Source organism: Anaeromyxobacter sp. (genome assembly GCA_016718565.1).
Taxonomy (GTDB): domain Bacteria; phylum Myxococcota; class Myxococcia; order Myxococcales; family Anaeromyxobacteraceae; genus JADKCZ01.
Genome location: JADKCZ010000018.1, coordinates 389,651 through 408,530, shown reverse-complemented (window position 1 = coordinate 408,530; position 18,880 = coordinate 389,651). Strand labels below are relative to the sequence as shown.

General features: G+C 75.9%; 16 protein-coding genes and 1 pseudogene. 11 read left to right on the top strand and 6 right to left on the bottom strand.

Annotation, left to right across the window (positions count from 1 at the left end; translation table 11 throughout):
- Window positions 1–377: 377 nt before the first annotated feature.
- The 3 genes and pseudogenes from IPO09_20885 to IPO09_20875 all read right to left on the bottom strand — a co-directional run bounded on the left by IPO09_20885 (window position 378) and on the right by IPO09_20875 (window position 3,658).
- A pseudogene (locus IPO09_20885) lies at window positions 378–2,027 on the bottom strand (response regulator).
- Window positions 2,028–2,201: 174 nt separating this feature from the next.
- Entirely contained in the window at window positions 2,202–3,020 is an 819-nt protein-coding gene (locus IPO09_20880) for a zf-HC2 domain-containing protein (protein MBK9519732.1), read from the bottom strand.
- Entirely contained in the window at window positions 3,017–3,658 is a 642-nt protein-coding gene (locus IPO09_20875) for a sigma-70 family RNA polymerase sigma factor (protein ID MBK9519731.1), read from the bottom strand. Before IPO09_20875 ends, IPO09_20880 begins: the two co-directional genes overlap by 4 nt.
- Before the next feature lie 139 nt (window positions 3,659–3,797).
- On the opposite strand from IPO09_20875, the gene IPO09_20870 reads away from it, so the two are divergent.
- The 4 genes from IPO09_20870 (at window position 3,798) to IPO09_20855 (ending at window position 8,356) form a co-directional block, all read left to right on the top strand.
- Window positions 3,798–5,102 (top strand): radical SAM protein, encoded by a 1,305-nt coding sequence (locus IPO09_20870; GenBank protein ID MBK9519730.1) that lies wholly within the window; start codon window positions 3,798–3,800, stop codon window positions 5,100–5,102.
- Window positions 5,102–6,301, top strand: a complete 1,200-nt coding sequence (locus tag IPO09_20865) for a class I SAM-dependent rRNA methyltransferase (GenBank protein ID MBK9519729.1) — start codon at window positions 5,102–5,104, stop codon at window positions 6,299–6,301. Before IPO09_20870 ends, IPO09_20865 begins: the two co-directional genes overlap by 1 nt.
- Window positions 6,302–6,307: 6 nt before the next feature.
- The gene (locus IPO09_20860; GenBank protein MBK9519728.1) at window positions 6,308–6,937 is read left to right on the top strand and encodes an alpha/beta hydrolase; all 630 of its coding nucleotides are present in this window, start codon (window positions 6,308–6,310) and stop codon (window positions 6,935–6,937) included.
- A gap of 291 nt (window positions 6,938–7,228) precedes the next feature.
- Window positions 7,229–8,356, top strand: a complete 1,128-nt coding sequence (locus tag IPO09_20855) for an Ig-like domain-containing protein (protein ID MBK9519727.1) — start codon at window positions 7,229–7,231, stop codon at window positions 8,354–8,356.
- A 91-nt stretch (window positions 8,357–8,447) separates the two neighbouring features.
- Here IPO09_20855 and IPO09_20850 read toward each other — a convergent pair whose 3' ends face one another.
- Window positions 8,448–9,467, bottom strand: coding sequence for a CPBP family intramembrane metalloprotease (locus tag IPO09_20850; protein ID MBK9519726.1), 1,020 nt, complete (start codon window positions 9,465–9,467; stop codon window positions 8,448–8,450).
- Between the two features lie 59 nt (window positions 9,468–9,526).
- Between IPO09_20850 and coaBC the strand changes: the two genes are divergently transcribed.
- Complete coding sequence (gene coaBC / locus IPO09_20845; protein ID MBK9519725.1) at window positions 9,527–10,756, top strand: bifunctional phosphopantothenoylcysteine decarboxylase/phosphopantothenate--cysteine ligase CoaBC; 1,230 nt, start codon at window positions 9,527–9,529, stop codon at window positions 10,754–10,756.
- A 4-nt stretch (window positions 10,757–10,760) separates the two neighbouring features.
- Window positions 10,761–11,639, top strand: coding sequence for a hypothetical protein (locus tag IPO09_20840; GenBank protein MBK9519724.1), 879 nt, complete (start codon window positions 10,761–10,763; stop codon window positions 11,637–11,639).
- Here IPO09_20840 and IPO09_20835 read toward each other — a convergent pair.
- A complete protein-coding gene (locus tag IPO09_20835) occupies window positions 11,615–12,775 on the bottom strand; it encodes an HNH endonuclease (protein ID MBK9519723.1) in 1,161 nt (386 codons plus the stop codon). The genes IPO09_20840 and IPO09_20835 overlap by 25 nt on opposite strands.
- A gap of 449 nt (window positions 12,776–13,224) precedes the next feature.
- Entirely contained in the window at window positions 13,225–14,169 is a 945-nt protein-coding gene (locus tag IPO09_20830) for a zinc dependent phospholipase C family protein (protein MBK9519722.1), read from the bottom strand.
- Window positions 14,170–14,236: 67 nt separating this feature from the next.
- On the opposite strand from IPO09_20830, the gene IPO09_20825 reads away from it, so the two are divergent.
- The 5 genes from IPO09_20825 (at window position 14,237) to IPO09_20805 (ending at window position 18,808) form a co-directional block, all read left to right on the top strand.
- Window positions 14,237–15,169, top strand: coding sequence for a uracil-DNA glycosylase (locus tag IPO09_20825; GenBank protein MBK9519721.1), 933 nt, complete (start codon window positions 14,237–14,239; stop codon window positions 15,167–15,169).
- A gap of 151 nt (window positions 15,170–15,320) precedes the next feature.
- Window positions 15,321–16,046, top strand: coding sequence for a DUF2807 domain-containing protein (locus IPO09_20820; protein ID MBK9519720.1), 726 nt, complete (start codon window positions 15,321–15,323; stop codon window positions 16,044–16,046).
- 171 nt (window positions 16,047–16,217) lie between these two features.
- Window positions 16,218–17,399, top strand: a complete 1,182-nt coding sequence (locus IPO09_20815; GenBank protein ID MBK9519719.1) for an acetyl-CoA C-acetyltransferase — start codon at window positions 16,218–16,220, stop codon at window positions 17,397–17,399.
- Between the two features lie 6 nt (window positions 17,400–17,405).
- Window positions 17,406–18,149, top strand: coding sequence for a CoA transferase subunit A (locus IPO09_20810; protein MBK9519718.1), 744 nt, complete (start codon window positions 17,406–17,408; stop codon window positions 18,147–18,149).
- Window positions 18,150–18,151: 2 nt separating this feature from the next.
- Window positions 18,152–18,808 (top strand): 3-oxoacid CoA-transferase subunit B, encoded by a 657-nt coding sequence (locus IPO09_20805; GenBank protein MBK9519717.1) that lies wholly within the window; start codon window positions 18,152–18,154, stop codon window positions 18,806–18,808.
- Window positions 18,809–18,880 lie beyond the last annotated feature (72 nt).

Genomic DNA, 18,880 nt, shown 5'->3' with positions numbered 1-18,880 from the left:
ACCTTCTCGTCGCCCTTGATCTTCAGGTAGGCCTTGACGACGCGCTCCTCGTTCTTGGCGTTGCCGGCCTCCAGGTCGGAGATGCGGCGCCTCAGCTCGGCGCCCCGCTTCTCCACCTCCGAGCGCGCCCCCTCCACCTCGCCGCGCGCCACGATCAGCTCGGTCTTGAGCTCCTCGACCTCGCGCTCCACGGCCTCCAGGCGAGCCGCGGCGGCGAGGGCCAGCGCCAGCTCGGCCACCTTGGCGTCCAGGGCGCGGGAGGCCTCGACCTGGGCCAGGCGGTGGCGCTCGGCCTCGGCGCGGGTGGCGGTGGCCAGGCTGTCGGCGGCGCGCACCTGCTCGGCCGCGCCCGCCCTGGCCTGCTCCGCCTCGGCCTGGGCCGCACCGGCCCGCTGCTCGGCGGCGGCCACCAGCGCCTCGGCGGCCCGGCCCTGCTCGACGGCGGTGGCGGCGCGGGCCTCGGCGGCCCGCACCTGCTCGGCCGCCTCGGCGCGGCCGGTGGCCACCAGCGCCTCGGCGGCGCGGGACCGCTCGGCGGCGGCGGCGGCCTGGGCCTCGGCGGCCCGCACCTTGTCCTCCGCGGCGCGGACCTGGTCGGCGGCCCGGCGGGCGTCGTCGCGACCGGCCTTGAGGTCGGCCTCGCCGCGCTTCACCTGCCCGGCCAGGGCCTCGGCCCTGGCGCGGGCCGAGGCGATCTCGGCGTCGCGCTCGGAGAGCGCGGACTCGGCGTCCACGGCGCGGTGGGTGACGGCGTCGAGCCGGTCGTGCAGCTCGTTCAGCTCGGCGTCGCGCGCCGCCACCGCGGCGCGGGTCTCGGCCAGCTCGGCCTCCAGGCGGGCCAGGCTGGCGCTGGAGGCGGCCAGGAAGGACGGGGCGTCGGGGGCCAGCTCGGCGGTCAGGTCGGGGCCGGCGGGCTCGGCCGGGGCCGGGACCATCCGCAGCCCGCCCGTGGGCGGCGCCGGGTCGCCCAGGAGCGCGATGCCGGCGGCCCGCAGCGCGTCGGCGCTGGCGCCCCGGACGGCGGGGGAGGGGGCCTCCGGGGCCAGGTCGAGCGCCGCGGCCAGCTCCGGGCCGAGGTCGAGGGGAGGGGGCTGGGCCAGGCCGCCCAGGCCCGCCAGCCCTTCCACCTCCAGCGGCTCCTCGTCGATGCGGACCGCCGCGGCGTCGGCCGCCGGCGCGCCCAGGGCGTCGAGCGCGTCGAGCGCCTCGGCGGCCGAGGTGTCCTGGCCCAGCGCGTCCAGGGCCAGGTCGGCCTCGTCGCCCAGGCCACCCAGCTGGGCGCGGCCCGGCCCGTCGTCCGCCACGGGCAGCGAGTCGGCCGCGGCGTCGAGCTCGGCGACCGTCACCGGCTGCTCGCCTTCCAGGGCCAGATCGAGCGCGGCGCCGGCGTCCGGCGCCTCGTGCACCATCAGCGGCTCGGGCTGCGGCTCGTCCGCGGCGGCGGGCTCGGTGGAGAGGCCGGCGAAGGCGGCGTCGAGGAGCCGGAGGTCGGCGTCCTCCACCGACTGGGCCGAGACCCCGCCGGCCGGCTCGTCGCCCAGGTCGCCCAGCTCCAGCGAGGGCAGCTCCTCCCCGGGGTCGCCGCCCAGGGGCCCCGCGCCCAGCTCCTCCTCGAGGCTGACCACCTCCTCGTCCAGCGGCTCGGCCAGCTCGGGGGCGCCGGCCAGCGGCGCCAGCTTGTCGAGCAAGGCCTGCGCCCCGTAGGGCTTGAGCAGGTAGTCCTCGGCCCGCGCCTTCAGCTTCTTGTGCTGCTCGAAGGTCTCCTGGGTGGCCTCGGCGCTGGTGAGGACCAGCGGGATGGCCCGCAGGGCCTCGTCCTTCTTGAGCTTCTGGCAGATGGAGTAGCCGGACATCTTGGGCAGCTCCACGCACAGCACGATGGCCGCGGGCGCCACCTCGCGCGCCAGGTCGAGGCCCTCCTTGCCGTCGCCGGTGAGCCGGACCTGGTAGCCGGCCCCCTCGAGCGCCTCCGTGATCTCGCGGGCGAACCCCGCGTCGTTCTCGATGAGGAGGATGGTGGTCGGCATGGGGGTCCCGGGGGGCGCGACGCCGCCCGGCCAGGGAGGCCGGACGGCGATGCAGCGCCCGAAAAAGATTGGGGAAAGTCTACTGGCAGGCCGCGGGGGGTGTCAAAAAGCCGGGGGCCGAATCGACCGGCCCTCGCCAGGCGGCCATGGAGGGGCCCCGGCGCCGTCGCGGCGCTACCTGGCCTGCGCGCTCCGCACCAGCTCGAAGAGGTCGTCCTCGCCCAGATCGGACACCAGCGAGTAGACGATCTCGTCCTGCCGCCAGACCGCCACGTTGTAGCCGCGCGAGTTCATGACCCGCAGCGTGCGCGGGCCCACCTGCACCTCGCGCCCGTTGGCCTCGAAGTGCCGGCCCGGGTCGTCCACGATGAAGAGGCCGGCCTGTCCGCGCGGCAGCTCGTACTTGATGTAGGCCGCCGGGAACTCGCGCAGGTGGGAGAGGCGCGCCCCCACCACCTTGGCGCCGTCGCGCTGGAAGCTGGGCGGGGTGGGCTTGAAGTCGAGCTTGCCGGCGAACCAGCCGGGGATGGCCTCGGCGCCCATGGAGGCGGTGGTCACCTCGAGGGGCAGGCCGCGGTGGTGCTTCTTGACCGCCTCCTCCACCAGGGCGTCGCTGCCGACGTGGGTGGCCAGCACCACCAGCACGCCGGCGGCGCAGGCCGCGGCGGTGGCCAGCGGCACCGGCGAGAGGATGCGGCGCCAGAGCGGCCGGCGCTGGCGGGACAGCGCCACGGTGACGCGGCGCCGCAGGAGCTCGGGGGCGCGCCCGGCGGCGGCGGCGGGGCCCATGGCCTCCTGCAGGCGGGCCCGCATGGCGGCGCGCAGCGAGGCCGCCCCGTCGCTGAGGGCCCGGCAGCGCTCGCAGCCGGCCAGGTGGGCCTCGGCCTCGGCCTGCTCGCGGGCCTCGAACTCGCCGTCCACGTAGGCCTCCACCGAGCGCTGCAGCTCGGCGCAGTCCATCGGGGCACGCAGGGCATCGAGCGAGCGGGTCATTCGGCCCCCTTGGCGCGGCGGCGGCGGAACACGGACAGGTCCTCCACCGTGGCGCTCTCGGCGGCGAAGCCGGAGTCGACGGCGTACTGGGCCAGCGCCTTCTGCAGCAGGCGGCGTCCGCGGTAGAGCCGGCTCATCACCGTGCCCACCGGCACGTCGAGGATGTCGGCGATCTCGCGGTAGGAGAACTCCTGCAGGTCGGCCAGGATCACCACCATGCGGAAGTCGATGGGCAGCGCGTCCACCGCCTTGAGCACGTCGTCGGAGAGCAGGCGGTCGAAGTACCAGCGCTCGGGATCGCTGGCCTGGTCGGAGGTCTCGCGCGAGCTGACCTGGGCCAGCACGGTGTCCTGCTCCGGCCCGTCGACGATGGACCGCTCCTTCACCGTGCGCCGGTACTTGTTGATGAAGGTGTTGGTGAGGATCTTGAACAGCCAGGCCTTCATGTTGGTGCCGCGCTCGAACCGGCCGAAGAAGCGGTAGGCGCGCAGCAGCGCGTCCTGCACCAGATCCTCGGCGTCCCGCTCGTTGCGGGTGAGGCGGAGGCCCGCGGCGTAGAGCGCGTCGAGGTGGCGCAGCGCCAGGGCCTCGAACTCGTCGCGGGTGACGTCGGTCTGGCTGTCGTCGAAGAGGCCCATCTGGATCCTGGAACGGCCAGCGCTCCCCAGTGATTCCCGTAGCCTGGCGGAAGCCCCGCCCGGGGCATGCCGGAGGAAAGTCCTGGGATTCTAGCCGGTTCCCGCCAGGCGCGCACGCCTGTGGTAAACAACGCGCCGGATGCCCCGCCTGCTCTTCGCCGACGACCGCGGCGTGGTCTACGACCACCCCTCGCTCCGGGCCGCCGTGCGGAGCGGGGAGGACCTGTCGGCCCCGCGCGAGCGGCCCATCGCCCTGCCGGAGGGCGCCACGCTGGCCATGCTGCCGGACCGGCGTCCGGTGGGCCTGGACCCGGCCACCGGGGCGCTGACGGTGCTGCACGAGGTGCTGGTGGGGCGCCGCCGGGTGGTGCCCCATGCGGTGGGCGCCACCCTGCCGCCCGGCTACACCCGCACCTTCCTGCCGGCCGTGGCCCGCCCGGCGCTGCCGGTGGCCGGGGCCGCGCCCATCCTGCCGCAGTGGGCCTATACCGCGGCGGCCCTGGGCCCGCGCGGCGTGGTGGTCTACGCGCTGCGCACCGACCGGCGGCGCCACTGGAGCCCGGCCGACCACTCCACCCCCGACCTCCCCGGGGTGGTGGCGGCGCGGCTGGCGGCCACGGAGAACCCCATCTACCGCCAGCTCTCCCGCTGCGCGCTGGAGTGGCGCTGCTTCACCGCGCAGAACACCTTCTACCGGCGCGACGAGGCGGCCATCCCGTCCTCGGCCGCCTGCAACGCCGCCTGCATCGGCTGCATCTCGGAGCAGGACGAGGGGCTGCCGCCCTCCTCCCACGAGCGGATCCGCCGTCCCCCCACGGCCGAGGAGATGGCCGAGGTGGCGCTGGCCCACCTGGAGACGGCCCGCGGCCGGGTCATGGTGAGCTTCGGCCAGGGCTGCGAGGGCGAGCCGCTGCTGCGCTGGAAGGAGATCGCCCGGGCCATCCGGCTGGTGCGGGCCCGCACCTGGCGCGGCTCCATCCACGTGAACACCAACGGCTCGCTGCCCGAGGCGCTGGTGGCGCTCTGCCGGGCCGGCCTCGACTCGGTGCGCATCTCGCTCAACAGCGCCGCGCCCGATCTCTACCGGGCCTACTACCGCCCGGTCCGCTACGGCCTCGAGGACGTGGTGCGCTCCGCGAAGGCCGCCCGCCGGGCCGGCGCCTACGTGGCGCTCAACCTGCTCACCTTCCCGGGCGTGACCGACCGGGCCGGTGAGGTGGCGGCGCTGTGCCGGCTGGTGCGCGCGGCCAAGGTGGACCAGGTGCAGACCCGCCCGCTGGCCATCGATCCGGATCTCTACCTGGCGGTGGCGCGCGGCCGCGGGGCCGGCGGCGCGCCCATCGGCATCCGCGGGCTGGTGGCCGCGCTCCGCCTGGCCCGCCCGGGCCTGGTGGTGGGCAACTTCTCCCGGGCGCGGCCGGAACGGGCCGACAGGAGCGAGTGATGCGTTCGGAGCACCGGCTGGAGCTGCAGAAGGACCTGGCGCGCCACCTGCGCGCCGGCCACCCGTGGGTGTTCAAGAAGGCGCTGGCCCGCCCGCCCCGGGCGCTGCCGGCCGGCACCATCGTGGACGTGGTGGAGGGCGAGCGCTTCGTGGCCCGCGGCTACCTCGACCCGCACTCGGCCATCATCGTGCGCATCCTGACCCGCGAGGAGGGCGAGGCGGTGGACGCCGCCTTCTGGCGCCGGCGGGTGGCCCGGGCGCTGGCGCTCCGGCGCGAGCTGGTCTCGGGGACCACCGCCTACCGGCTGCTGCACGGCGAGTCGGACGGCCTGCCCGGCGTGGTGGCCGACCGCTACCAGGGCTTCGCGGTCCTCAAGCTCTACTCGGCCGGGCTCACCCCGTGGCGCGCCGACATCGTGGAGGCCCTGCGGGCCGAGTGCGGCGACCTCGAGGGCGTCTACGGCCGCGACGAGATCCCGCGCGACGACGACGACGAGGGCGGCTCCCCGGCCGGCAAGGTGCTGTGGGGCGCCGAGCCGCCGGAGCTCATCGCCATCGACGAGTACGGCCTGAAGATCCTGGTGGACGTCCGCCACGGCCAGAAGACCGGCCTGTTCCTCGACCAGCGCGACAACCGCAACCTGGTGCGGCGGCTCGCCAGGGGCCGCCCGGAGGCCCTGAACCTCTTCAGCTACACCGGCGGGTTCTCGGCGGCGGCGGCGCTGGGCGGCTCGACGCACGTGGTCTCCTCCGACCTCGACAAGGACGCCCTGCAGCTGGCGCGAGAGACCTTCAAGCTGAACGGCCTCGACCCGGCCGACCACGCCTTCGCCCACGGCGACGCCTTCGACCTGCTGGCCAACTACAAGCGGCAGGGGCGCCGCTTCGACCTGGTGATCTGCGACCCGCCGGCCTTCGCCAAGTCGCAGAAGGCGGTGGAGGGGGCGCTGGCCGGCTACGCCTCGCTCAACCGCGCGGCGCTGCAGGTGCTGGCGCCGGGCGGCCTGCTGGTGACCTGCTCCTGCAGCGCCCGCGTCTCGGCCGAGCAGTTCGCCGACGCGGTCAAGGAGGCGGCCTTCAAGTCGCGCATCGAGCTGGCGCTGGTGGCCGAGACCCGCCAGCCGCCCGACCACCCCATCTCGCTGCAGTTCAAGGAGGGGCGGTACCTGAAGGCCCTGGTGCTGCGCCGCCTCTCCTGAGCCGCCGTGGTCCTCCCGGGCCAGTACCTCGAGCGCCCGGCGCTCATCCCCTGCGGCGACCTGCTGCTGGAGGGGCTCTCGCACCGCGGCGCCCGGCGGCCGTCCCTGCTGGTCTGTCCGCCGGTGGGCGCCGGCGGGATGGACGCCCCGGCGGTGGCCGAGCTGGCCTGGGCCTCGGCCCGCGCGGGGCACGCCTCGCTGCGGTTCCAGCACCGCGGCCGGGGGGCCTCGCAGGGCGCGCCCGATCCGGAGCGCGCCCTCGACGACGCCGCGGCGGCCTGGGATCACCTGGCCGCCACGGCGCCAGGTGGGCCGGCGGTGGCCGGTGTCGGCGAGGGCTGCCGGACGGCGCTGGCGCTGGTGCGGGCCCGCGGCGCGGCCGGGGTGGTGCTGCTGGGCCCCTCGGCGTGTCCCGCGCTCGATGGGGTCGACGCGCCCGTGCTCCTGGTGGTCCCCGGGGACGCGCCCGCCGCCCTGCGCCGCGCCCTGGCGGGGCTCAAAGGCAGGCGGGGGCGGGTGGAGCTGGTGCTGGTGCCGGGCGCCGACGCCGCCTTCCTGGGCGGGCTGGCGCTCGCCGGCCGGATCGCGGCCGGCTGGCTCGGCGCGCTGGTCCCGGCAGGCGCACACGGTAGGTGAACGGGGGCGGCCGGCGCCGCCCCCCGCACGTCTCCCTGCACGCGTTTCCTTGAGCTGAGCGGGTTCTCGTGACCCCGGGTGACCCGGCCGATCTGGCCGGGCACCGCCCGACGGTCCGGGCCCGATCGCCGGAAACCGCTGGTGCCAGGGGCTGGTGGCCCCGTCGCGGCCCGGGAGGCACCCGGCCGTTTCGGCACGGCACGCCGCGCGCAATGGAGCCCAGACATGTCCGGCCTCGGGGGCCGGGCTGCAGACCACCAGCACGCGGCACCGCAGCACGGGGGAGACACCATGACGACGACGACCACGACGATGAGGCGGTTCGGGCTGCTCCTGGCGACGCTGGCGCTGGCCGCGTGCGGGCAGCAGCCGGAGGCCACCCTGCAGCAGCTCCAGATCGCGCCGGTGGTCACCGAGGTGACCGAGAACCTGCAGGCGGAGGTGGTCGCCACCGCCATCTACAGCGACGGGTCGAGGCGCGACGTCACCGCCGAGGTGGCCTGGTCCAGCCAGGACGAGCAGGTGGCCACCACCCCCGGCGCCGGGCGGGTCCAGGCCGGCGCGCCGGGCAGCACCTACCTCATCGCCCAGCTCGACGGGCTGCAGACCACGGCGCGCGTCGACGTCGCCGCGGCCACCCTGCTGTCGCTCCAGGTGAGCACCGCCCAGGCTGCCGTGCCGGCCGGCCTGTCGGCCCAGGCCCAGGCCCTCGGCACCTTCTCCGACGGCTCCGTGCGGGACGTCACCGCCTCGGTGGTGTGGGCCGCCTCCAGCCGCGCCGTCTCCATCCAGGCCGGCGGCGAGCTGCGGGCCCTGGCGCCCGGCCTGGTCGAGCTCCGCGCCTACGTCGGCGACGTCACCGGCTCGGCGCAGGTGGAGGTGACCGCGGCCGCGGTGGTGAGCCTCAGCCTCGAGGGCGTGGCCCGCCTCGCGGCCGGCCTGGCCACCCCGGTGCGGCTCATCGCCACGTTCACCGACGGCTCGGTGGCCGACGTCTCCGCCCAGGCCACCTTCGAGATCGCCAACGCGGACGTGGCCCGCATGGAGGACCTCCATACCCTGCACACCCTGCGGGCCGGGTACACCGAGCTGCGGGCCTCCTTCGGCGGCCAGACCACCTCGGTGGCGGTCGGCGTGTCCGCGGCCGTCCTGTCGTCCCTGGAGATCTCCGCCTCGACCCCGGCCATCCGCCGCGGCGACCTGGTGCTCTACACCGCCACCGGCACCTTCTCCGACGGCGCGCAGGCCGACCTGACCGCCCAGGTGACCTGGACCACCGCCGACCCGCTGGTGGCCGTGGTCTCCAACTCCATCAGGGCCGGCGCCGTCCTGGCCCTGGCCGCCGGCAGCACCAGCATCACGGCGCTCCACCCGGGCACGCAGGTCACCGCCACGGCGGCGGTGGTCGTCGCCCCCTGAACCTTCCCCCGCCGCCGACCCCCCGATCGGCGGTCAGGCGCCCCCTGGGATCCACCCAGGGGGCGCCGCCTTCTCCAGCAGCGACGCGCCGTCAGCGGCGCGGGAGCCACCCGATGACCCCGAGCGACACGGCCGCCAGGAGGACCCCAGCCTTGACCCAGCCCGGCCAGCGGCCCGGCCGCGAGCCGCCCGGCGCCAGCACCTGCGCCGGCGCCGGGGGGGACCCGGTGCTCCTGTGGTACGCCCGCGCCAGCGGCCAGAGCAGTGCGGCCCCCAGCGCCAGGGCCAGGCCGGCCGCGGCCGGCTCCGGCGCCGCCGGGTCGGCGGAGGTGGCCGACTGCAGCGCCAGCGCCGTGGCCGCCGCGTTGTTCACCGCGTGGGCCAGCACCGCCGGCCAGACCGAGCCGGCGCGCCAGCTCAGCCAGCCGTAGAGCAGCCCCAGGAACAGGAGCCCTGGCAGCCGCACCGGGTCGAGGTGCATGGCGGCGAAGGCCAGGGCCGAGAGCACCACCGCGCCCCGGGGCCCGAGGCGGAGCCGCAGGGCCGAGAGCAGGTACCCGCGGAAGGTCACCTCCTCGCAGAGCGGCGCCAGCACCGTGGCCGCCAGGACGATCACCACCAGCGCCGCCGGCGGCTGGTCGAAGACCCGGGCCACGTCGAAGGCCTGGCGCAGCGCCGCCGGCAGCAGCGTCATCCAGAGCGCCTGCAGCGCCCCGCCCGTGAGCAGCGCGGCGGCGCCCACCGGCACGGCCAGGGCCAGGGCCAGCGGGGGCGGGGGCCCGAGCCGCAGGAAGGCCCGCGGGTCGAGCCCCGCCCGGGCGGCCAGCGCCGCGGCCGGCAGCCCGAACACGAAGAGCTGGGTCCAGACCAGCCCGGCGGCCGGCCAGAGCGCCTGCGCCGCCAGGCCGAGCGGGAACAGCGCCACCAGCGTGAGGAGGAGGCCGGCGGCGCGCGGCCGCGCCAGGGGCGGGGCGGGCGGCGTCGCGGCCACCTCCGCCGGGGGCGCCGCGGGGGCGCCCGGCTCAGGCGGCGGGGCGTCCGGCGGCCAGGGGGCGCCGGCCGGCGCGTCCGGCGGCGGGGCGGCGTCGCGGCTGGGGTCCTGGGGGTCCACGGGGGCGGCCATGATAGCCCGTGGGCGGCGAAAGGCCGTGTCGGCTACCATGCTGCGCCATGGACTTCGCGAACCGGACGGTGGTGCTGGGGGTCGGCGGCGGCATCGCAGCCTACAAGGCCTGCGAGGTGGCGCGGCTGGTGGTGAAGGGGCGGGGCCGGGTCCGCGTGGCCATGACCCAGGCCGCCACCCGCTTCGTCGGGCCGCTCACCTTCCAGGCCCTGACGGGCGCCCCGGTGGTGGTGGACCTGCTCGACGAGTCCACCGAGCGCTCCTACGGCCACCTGCAGCTGGCCCGGGAGGCCGACCTCTTCCTGGTGGCGCCGGCCACCGCCGACCTCATCGCCCGGCTGCGCGCCGGCATGGGCGACGACGCCGTCACCACCACCGCGCTGGCGGTGACCTGCCCGGTGCTGCTGGCGCCGGCCATGAACACCCGCATGTGGCAGAACCCGGCGGTGCGCGAGAACCTGGCGGCGCTCAAGGCCCGGGGCTGGCACGTGGTGGGCCCCGGCGCCGGCGTGCTGGCCGACGGCGACGTCGGGGAGGGGCGGCTGGCCGAGCCCGGCGAGATCGCGGTGGCCGCCTCCCGGCTGCTCGGCGCCCTCGATCTCTCGGGCCGCCGGGTGGTGGTGACCGCCGGGCCGACCCGCGAGCCCATCGACCCGGTGCGCTTCATCTCCAACCCGTCGTCCGGGAAGATGGGCTACGCCCTGGCCGCGGTGGCGGCGCGGCGCGGCGCCGAGGTGGTGCTGGTCTCGGGCCCCACCGCGCTGCCGGATCCGGGCGGCGTGCGGACCGTGCGGGTGGAGACGGCCGAGCAGATGGCCCGCGCCGTGGAGGCCGAGGCCGGGCCGATGGACCTGTTCATCGGCGCCGCCGCCGTCAGCGACTACCGGCCGGCCGTGGCCGCGCCGAGCAAGAAGAAGAAGTCTCCGGGCGACGAGACCATGCAGCTCGTCCGGACCCCCGACATCCTGGCCGGCCTCGGCGAGCGGCTGGGCGGAAGGCCCGGTGGCCCCGTGCTGGTCGGCTTCGCCGCCGAGACCGACGGGGTCATCGCCAACGCCCGCGAGAAGCTCAAGACCAAGCGCTGCGACCTGGTGGTGGCCAACAAGGTGGGCACGCCGGGCTCGGGCTTCGGCGCCGACACCAACCGGGTGGCGCTGGTCTCGGCCACCGAGCTGGCCGAGATCGAGGGCACCAAGGAGAAGGTGGCCGAGGCCATCCTCGACTGGATCCTGCCGGTGCTCGAGGGGCGGCGGCCAAAGGCGACGGGGATGGGGTAGGGGCGTGGCGCTCTTGCCCTGGCTGCGCGGCGTCATTCGCGGTGCGGGGCCCGAGCTGCCGCCGGGGTGGCGCGGCGCCTCGTGGCCGGAGGCGAGTGTATTCGGGACGCCCTTGGTCCGGCCCCACCCCGACGGGCGATCGGTCATCCGGCTGGCCCAGCGAGGGAGCGAAGAGGCCTTCGGGATCTGGGACGTCGGCTCGGGACGACTCGTCCAGTTCCTCCCCGAGGTGGCGGACGCGCGCTGGACCCCGGATGGCCTGTGGCTCGTGACGGCGACCGCCGAGGACGAGGTGGGGGTGTCCATTCGCGCCTGGCCGTCGCTCGAGCTCCATCGGGCGGCGCCGCTCCCGTTCTCCACCCGCAGGGGCGTCGCGGGGCTCGAGCTGGTGCTCTCGGGGACCGGACGGTTTGGCGCCGCCTGGATCTACTCGGGACAGAGCGAGGAGGGGTGGGTGCTGTTCTCCCTGCCCGATGCCGCGCCGCTCGCCACGATCCCTTACCTGCTCGGCGAGAGCGCCTCGCCCTGCCTGTTCTCTCCGGACGAGCGGCACCTCTTGATGGTCGTTGAGCCCGGTGGTGCCTGGTGGGCGGGTGCCGAGGCCGGAGCCGCCGCGGACACGCCGGCGAGGGGAGGGCCGGTCCGCTGGGCGACGCTCCACGTGCAGGAGGTCCGGGAGAACGGCTCGAGGAGCGAGATCCCCATCATCGTCGACCTCCCTCTCGGCTGGGTGCCCGGGGACGCGCTGGACGGCGCGACGTGGCCCCGGGGCGTGCGCTTCGACGGACCTGGCCGCCTCGTCTTCGACGTGCCCTGGGGCGGCCAAGGCAGCATCGCCTTCCCGCCGGCTGGGCCGTGCTACGCCCCTCCGCCCTCGACCTGAGGGTCCACCGCCTCGCGGTGCCCGCGGACCCTGCGCCTCCGGTGGCCGGCGACCAAGGGCCCCAGCGCCAGCTCCGCCGCGTACCGGTTGTGGAAGGAGCAGGCGCAGCGGAGGTTGGCAGCGGTGGTCGTGCCGCCCGTCGCGAGCGGCCGGACGTGGTCCAGCTGGACCTGCCAGGTCGCGCCGCACACCCCGCCGGCGTCGAGCGGGAACTGGCAGCGGTCCCCGTCGCGGAGGCGGACCTCCCGTTCAATCTCGGCGGGGATGTGAGACCTGCCGGTCAGGGCCGGGGCCAGGGCCACGACGGGGGTCGAGGTCGGGATCGAGGTCGAGGCGAGGGTCGAGGCAGGCGGCGCGGACCTGGTCTTCCGCGGCCGCTTCACCAGCGCCTTGCGCCTGGCCTGCCTCTCCAGCAACAGGTCGAGCGCGGTCTCCAGGATCTGCTCGGTGGTGGCGCCCGGGAGGGCGTGGGAGAGGCCGGTGCGGGCGGCGGCGAGCTTCTCGAGGAACCGCGCCGAGACCGTGACGGAAAGCCGCCGCAGGTCATCGGTGAGCGGGCGGACTGCCGCGCCAGGTCCCTGCGCGGGGTGGGTCGGCACCACTTCGCGCGCGCGAAGTGGCGCGGCCGATGGTTCCTCGAGTCGTCCGGTCGCCAGAGCAGGCGCCGGCGCCGCGGCGGCGTCGAGGCATGGCGCGGCCCCCTCGACCCGGGCGAGGGGCGCGGAGGGGCACGACGGCGCCGCCGGCACGGGCGCGGGCAGGGCCCGAACCACGTCACGCCGAGGCGGGGCGGGGTCGGGGAGGAGCGCGGCCACGATCTCCTTGGCCTCCCGCGAGGAGCGGCCAAAGAAGCGGGGAAGCACCTCCTCCGCGTTGGCGGAGGTGAGCACCCTGGAGAGCTCCCCGACCACGGTGAGGCAGAGGCGACCTTTCCGGAGCGCCGCCTCGACGGCGGGAAACCTCGGGAGCAGGCGGGCCCCGGTGAGCCGGTACCAGGCCGCGGCGTTCGATAGCCCGAGCTCCCGCGTCAGGAACGCGAAGAGGCTCGCGTGGCCGAGCTGCTCCCACCCACGCCGCCGATCGAAGTCGGCCAGGGCCAGCAGGAAGTCGGCCGCGGCGGCCCGCTCGCGGCCCAGGAGCCGAGAGAGCTCATCTCGACGCTCCCGGGCTTCGGCGAGCGTGGCGGGCGGGACGAGGTCACCGAAGCCGCGAGCGTCCCAGGGGGACTCGGGCTCGCGAGCGACGAGGATGAGGCTGGAGGGGGAGGCGGCGGCGGCGGCCAGGGACTCGGGGCGGAGGGCGTTCATGCAGAGATCCTCTCACGCGTTCCCGGGCCCTCCTGGAACGCACCAGGATGCGTCAGGGGAGGCGATCTCGCCCGGGCTCTTCGGGCCCCCCGGGCGAGGTTTCGTGGCCGCAGGGAGGGCCGCAGCGGAGGGTGGAGGGCCAGCCTGGCGGGAGGTGCCGGCCGCAAGCCGCGCTGCTCCAGGAATGCGTCCAGCGAAATCGGCAGGCACGCCCCATCAAGACCGAGCGTGAACACGGACGTTGGGTGACATCCGCCCGATCCCGAGGTGGCGCCTCCTCAGGCCGCGGCCAGCCGCGCCAGGCGCGGCGGCAGCACCAGCGTGCCGTGGATGGCGCGCCGGAAGGCCTCGCGCCCCTCGGCCACCAGCGCCTGGGCGTCGTCGGGGGTGAGGCGCCGCGCCTTGACCTGGGACACCAGGGCGGCGCGGATCCGCTCGGCCATGGCCAGGTTGCGCTCGCCGGTGGCGTCGGCGCCGGCCGCCTCGCAGCGCGGGCCCTCCAGGAGCAGGCCGAGGATGGCCTCCACCGCCAGCTCGTTGGTCTCCTCGATCAGGTCGTCCTCGAGCGGCAGCTGCCGCTCGCGGGCCAGCGCCAGGCGGGAGACCTGCTGGAAGCGGCGCAGCCGGGCCGAGAGGACCATCGAGCCGAAGAGCTGCTGCGAGACCGGGAAGGGGAGGACCGAGGCGCCGGCCAGGTTGCGGCGCAGGAAGCGGTCGTGCAGGCGCGTGCCTGCGCCGGTGACCCGCCGCGCCATGTCGGAGAGCGCCGGGTCGAGCCGCTGGTCGTAGCGCAGCTCCCAGTAGGCGTGGCCGCTGCGGGGCTTGTGGAAGGAGCCCATGATCTTCCAGGGCACGAAGTAGTTGTGGGCCACCGTGTCGGCGGCCAGGTGGGCCAGGAAGCCCCAGCCGAAGGCCTGCTCCGGCCCGCTCCCGGCCTCCTCGAGGACGTTGAAGCCGACCTTCCAGTTGTGACAATGGTGGACGAACCGGGCCATGCTCTTGCCGACCACGATGTCGGCGGCCAGCGAGCCGTAGAGGAACTCGTTGCTGAACTCGCCGAGCAGGCCGCGCAGCGCCGGCGGCACCGGGCCCAGGCTGGCCAGGGCCTGCGCCGAGAAGCCGAGGTGGGCCAGCGGGGCCCAGGCCAGGGCGTCGGAGGGCCAGGCGAGGATGAGCAGCGCCAGGGTGGCGAGGGCGGCGGGCAGGGCACGGCGGAGGAGCATCGCCGCGGCAGCATAGAGACGGACGTCGGGTGGCCGCAACGCGCGCCGCACCGGAAGGGAGCCTCGAGTGGGCGACGAGCGGAGCCGGGCGCTGCGGGAGATCGCGGGAGAGGTGGCGCGCCACCTCGAGTGGCTGAAGGACGCCGGCGTGCGCGAAGTGCCGGCGCCGCCGCGCCCGGGCGCGGCGGGGAAGGTGGCGGCGACCCCGGTGACGCGGGCCGCGGCGTCGGCCCCGGCCTCGACCAGGGCCTCGATCCCGACCTCGACCCCGGCCTCGACCCGGACCCCGACCTCGACCCCGACCTCGACCCCGACCTCGACCCCGACCTCGACCTCGACCTCGACCCCGACCTCGACCCCGACCCCGACCCCGACCCCGGCCTCACCCCCTCACGCCCGCCCCGCCGCCTACTCCCTGAACGACAAGGGCTGCGGCAGCCGCCCGCTCCTCGCCATCCGCGAGGCGCTGGGCGAGTGCGCCCGCTGCAAGCTGGCGGGTGGCCGGACCACCCTGGTCTTCGGCACCGGCAACCCCAAGGCCGAGCTGATGTTCGTCGGCGAGGGGCCGGGCGCCGACGAGGACCAGCAGGGCGAGCCCTTCGTCGGCAAGGCCGGGCAGCTGCTCACCAAGATGATCGAGGCCATGGGCTTCCGGCGGGAGCAGGTCTACATCGCCAACGTGGTGAAGTGCCGGCCGCCCGACAACCGCAACCCGGAGCCGGACGAGATCGAGGCCTGCGAGCCGTTCCTGCGCCGGCAGATCGAGGCGGTGGGCCCCCGCGTCATCGTCGGGCTCGGCAACCACGCCGTCCAGACGCTGCTCCAGACCACCACCGGCATCACCCGGCTGCGCGGCACCTGGGCCAGCTACCAGGGCGTGAGGTTCATGCCGACCTTCCACCCGGCCTACCTGCTGCGCAACCCGGCCGAGAAGAAGGCCGCCTGGGCCGACCTGCAGGCGGTGATGGCCGAGCTGGGCAAGCCAGCGCCCCCGAGGTAGCGGGCGGCGGCTCGGATGGGGCGGGCGAAATAGACCGCGCGGGCCACGCGTATGGAAACGGAGTCACTCTGGGGAGAGAGACCCGTGGCGGGTGCGGGCTGGGTCGTTCACCTGGCCCGCCCCGTCGCGAACTTTTCGCCGGGAGCTCCGCATGCGCCTTCGCGCCGCCGCCTCGTTCGCCCTCGCCGCATCCCTCGCCGTCCTCACCACGCCGGGAACCGCCGCTGCCTGGGGCTGGGACGGCCTGCGGGGTGACGGGAAGAAGGTCACCCAGCCCCGCCAGGTCGGCGAGTTCACCGCCGTCCGGCTGGAGGGCTCGCTCGACGTGCGGGTCAAGGTGGGGGCGCCCACCGCCGTGGCGGTCACCATCGACGAGAACCTGCAGGGCCGGGTCGAGACGCGGCTCGACGGCGACACCCTGGTCATCTCCACCAGCGACATGAGCTACCGCGGCGAGGGGCGGGTGGAGCTCTCCACCCCGTCGCTGCGCAGCTTCGCCATCGAGGGCTCCGGCGACGTGACCATCGACGGCGGGCAGGGCGACCTGGCGCTGTCGGTGGCCGGCTCCGGTGACCTCACCTGGCGCGGCGCGGCGGGGCGGCTCCAGGCGTCCATCGACGGCTCGGGCGACGTGAGGCTCACCGGCACCGCCGAGTCGGCCCGCCTGGAGGTCGAGGGCTCCGGCGACATCAGCGCCGCCGACCTGACCGCCCGCAGCGCCCAGGTGGAGGTGTCGGGCTCGGGGGACGTGAGCGTGACGCTGGCGGGCGGCACCTTCACGGCAGAGGTGAACGGCTCCGGCGACGTCCTCTGGCGCGGCAGCGCCCAGGTGGAGCGCGTCTCGGTGAGCGGGTCGGGCGAGATCGTCCACCGCTGAGGCCAGCACGGATCGCGAGGAGCGCGCCGGGGCGGAGCGCGCCAGGTCCGGGCGCGCCTGGGCGGGCCGGGGGTGCGCCCCGCCGCACCCCGCCCGGGGTCCCGCGTGGTGGTTGGCGGCGCCTGGGTTCGGGCCTATGGTCGGCTCGTCCTCGCACCCGGGAGCTCGCTCATGGCTGGACGCGGCGTGGTGATCGTCGGCGCGGCACGCACCCCCATCGGCGCCTTCCTGGGCTCGCTCGCCGCGGTGCCCGCCCCGCACCTCGGCGCGGTGGCCATCCGGGCCGCGCTGCAGCGCGCCGGGGTCCTGCCCGCCGAGGTCGGCGAGGTCATCATGGGCAACGTGCTGCAGGCCGGCGTCGGCCAGGCGCCGGCCCGCCAGGCCGCCCTGTACGCCGGGCTGCCCGAGGCCACGCCCGCCTGGACGCTCAACAAGGTCTGCGGCTCCGGCCTGAAGGCGGTCATCTCGGCGGCCCAGGCCATCGCCCTGGGCGACGCCGAGGTGGTGGTGGCGGGCGGCATGGAGTCGATGTCCAACGCCCCCTACTACGACCGCGCGGCCCGCAGCGGCGCCCGCCTGGGCAACGTCGAGCTGATCGACGGCCTGGTGCACGACGGCCTGTGGGACGTCTACGGCCAGCAGCACATGGGGCTGTGCGCCGAGCACTGCGCCGCCACCCAGGGCATCGGCCGCGAGGCCCAGGACGAGTACGCCGCCGAGTCGACCCGGCGCGCCATCCAGGCCTGGAAGGACGGCGCCTTCCGGGGCGAGATCGTCCCGGTGGAGCTGGAGGGGCGCAAGGGCGAGAAGGTGGTGGTGGCGGAGGACGACGGCCCGAAGGCGGCCCGCCCGGAGAAGATCCCCACCCTGCGGCCGGTCTTCAAGAAGGACGGCACCGTCACCGCCGCCAACGCCTCCTCCATCAACGACGGGGCCGCGGCGCTGGTGCTCATGAGCGAGGAGCGCGCCCGCGCCGAGGGGCGCCCGGTGCTGGCCCGCCTCACCGCCTGGGGCGGCGCGGCCCGCGCGCCGGTGGAGTTCACCATCGCGCCGGCCGACGCCATCCGCACCACGCTCGGCCGGGCCGGCCTGTCGGTGAAGGACGTGGACCTCTGGGAGATCAACGAGGCCTTCGCGGTGGTCTCGGTGGCCAACAACCGGCTGCTCGGCCTCGACCCGGCCACCGTCAACGTGCGCGGCGGCGCGGTGGTGCTGGGGCACCCCATCGGCGCGTCCGGCGCCCGCATCCTGGTGACGCTGCTGGCGGCCATGGCGGACCTGGGCAAGCGGCGCGGCCTGGCCTCGCTGTGCATCGGCGGCGGCGAGGCGGTGGCGCTGCTGGTGGAGCGGTAGGCGCCCATGGACAAGCTGGTCGAGTCGGCCGACGCGGCGGTGGCGGACATCCCGGACGGCGCCACGGTGCTGGTGGGCGGCTTCGGGCTGTGCGGCAACCCGGAGAACCTCATCGCCGCGCTGCACCGCCGCGGGGTGAGGGACCTGACGGTGGTCTCCAACAACTGCGGCACCACCGACCTGGGCCTGGGGCCGCTGCTGCAGGCCCGCCAGATCCGAAGGATCGTGGCCAGCTACGTGGGCGAGAACAAGGAGTTCGAGCGCCAGTACCTCTCGGGCGAGCTGGAGGTCGAGCTGGTGCCGCAGGGCACCCTGGCCGAGCGCCTGCGGGCCGGCGGCGCCGGCATCGGCGGCTTCTACACCCGCACCGGCGTGGGCACCCAGGTGGCCGAGGGCAAGGAGGTGCGCGCCTTCGGGGGCCAGGACTACCTGCTGGAGCTGCCCATCCGCGGCGACTTCGCCCTGGTCCACGCCTGGCGCGCCGACACCCACGGCAACCTGGCCTTCCGCAAGACCGCCCGGAACTTCAACCCGCAGGTGGCCACCGCCGCGGCCATCACCATCGCCGAGGCCGAGGAGGTGGTGGCGCCGGGCGCCATCGACCCCGACCAGGTGCACCTGCCCGGCATCTACGTGAAGCGGCTGGTGCGGGGGGCGGGCTACCTGAAGTGGATCGAGCGGCGCACGGTGCGGCCGCGGGACCCGGCCGGACCCGGCGGCCCGCCGCGGCCGCGCGGGGAGGGGCGCTAGCCATGCCCCTCACCCGCGAGCAGATCGCCCAGCGCGTGGCCCGGGAGCTGCGCGACGGCTTCTACGTCAACCTGGGCATCGGCATGCCCACGCTGGTGGCCAACTACGTGCCGCCCGGCGTGGAGGTGGTGCTGCAGTCGGAGAACGGCATCCTGGGCGTGGGCCCCTGGCCGCTGGAGGGCGAGGAGGACCCGGACCTCATCAACGCCGGCAAGGAGACCGTCACGGTCCTGCCCGGGGCGGCCTTCTTCTCGTCGGCCGACTCCTTCGCCATGATCCGCGGCGGCCACATCGACCTGGCCATCCTGGGAGCGCTGGAGGTGTCGGCGCGGGGCGACCTGGCCAACTGGCTGGTGCCCGGCAAGATGGTGAAGGGCATGGGCGGCGGCATGGACCTGGTGGCCGGCGCCAGGCGGGTGGTGGTGATGATGGAGCACGCCACCCGGGACGGGCGGCCCAAGATCCTGGAGACCTGCTCGCTGCCGCTCACCGGGGTGGGCTGCGTCTCGGCGGTGTGCACCGACCGGGCCTGGCTGGAGGTGACGCCGCGCGGGCTGGTGCTGGCCGAGCTGGCCCCCGGCGAGACGGTGGCCTCGGTGCAGGCGCTCACCGGCCCGGCCCTGCTGGTGGCGCCGGACCTGGCCGCCATGGTCCCCTAGCCCCGCCGCCGGCCCGGCCCCGCGCCACGCCCGGGGGGGCTGTCCGCCGCGCCCGCGCGGGTGGAGAATGGC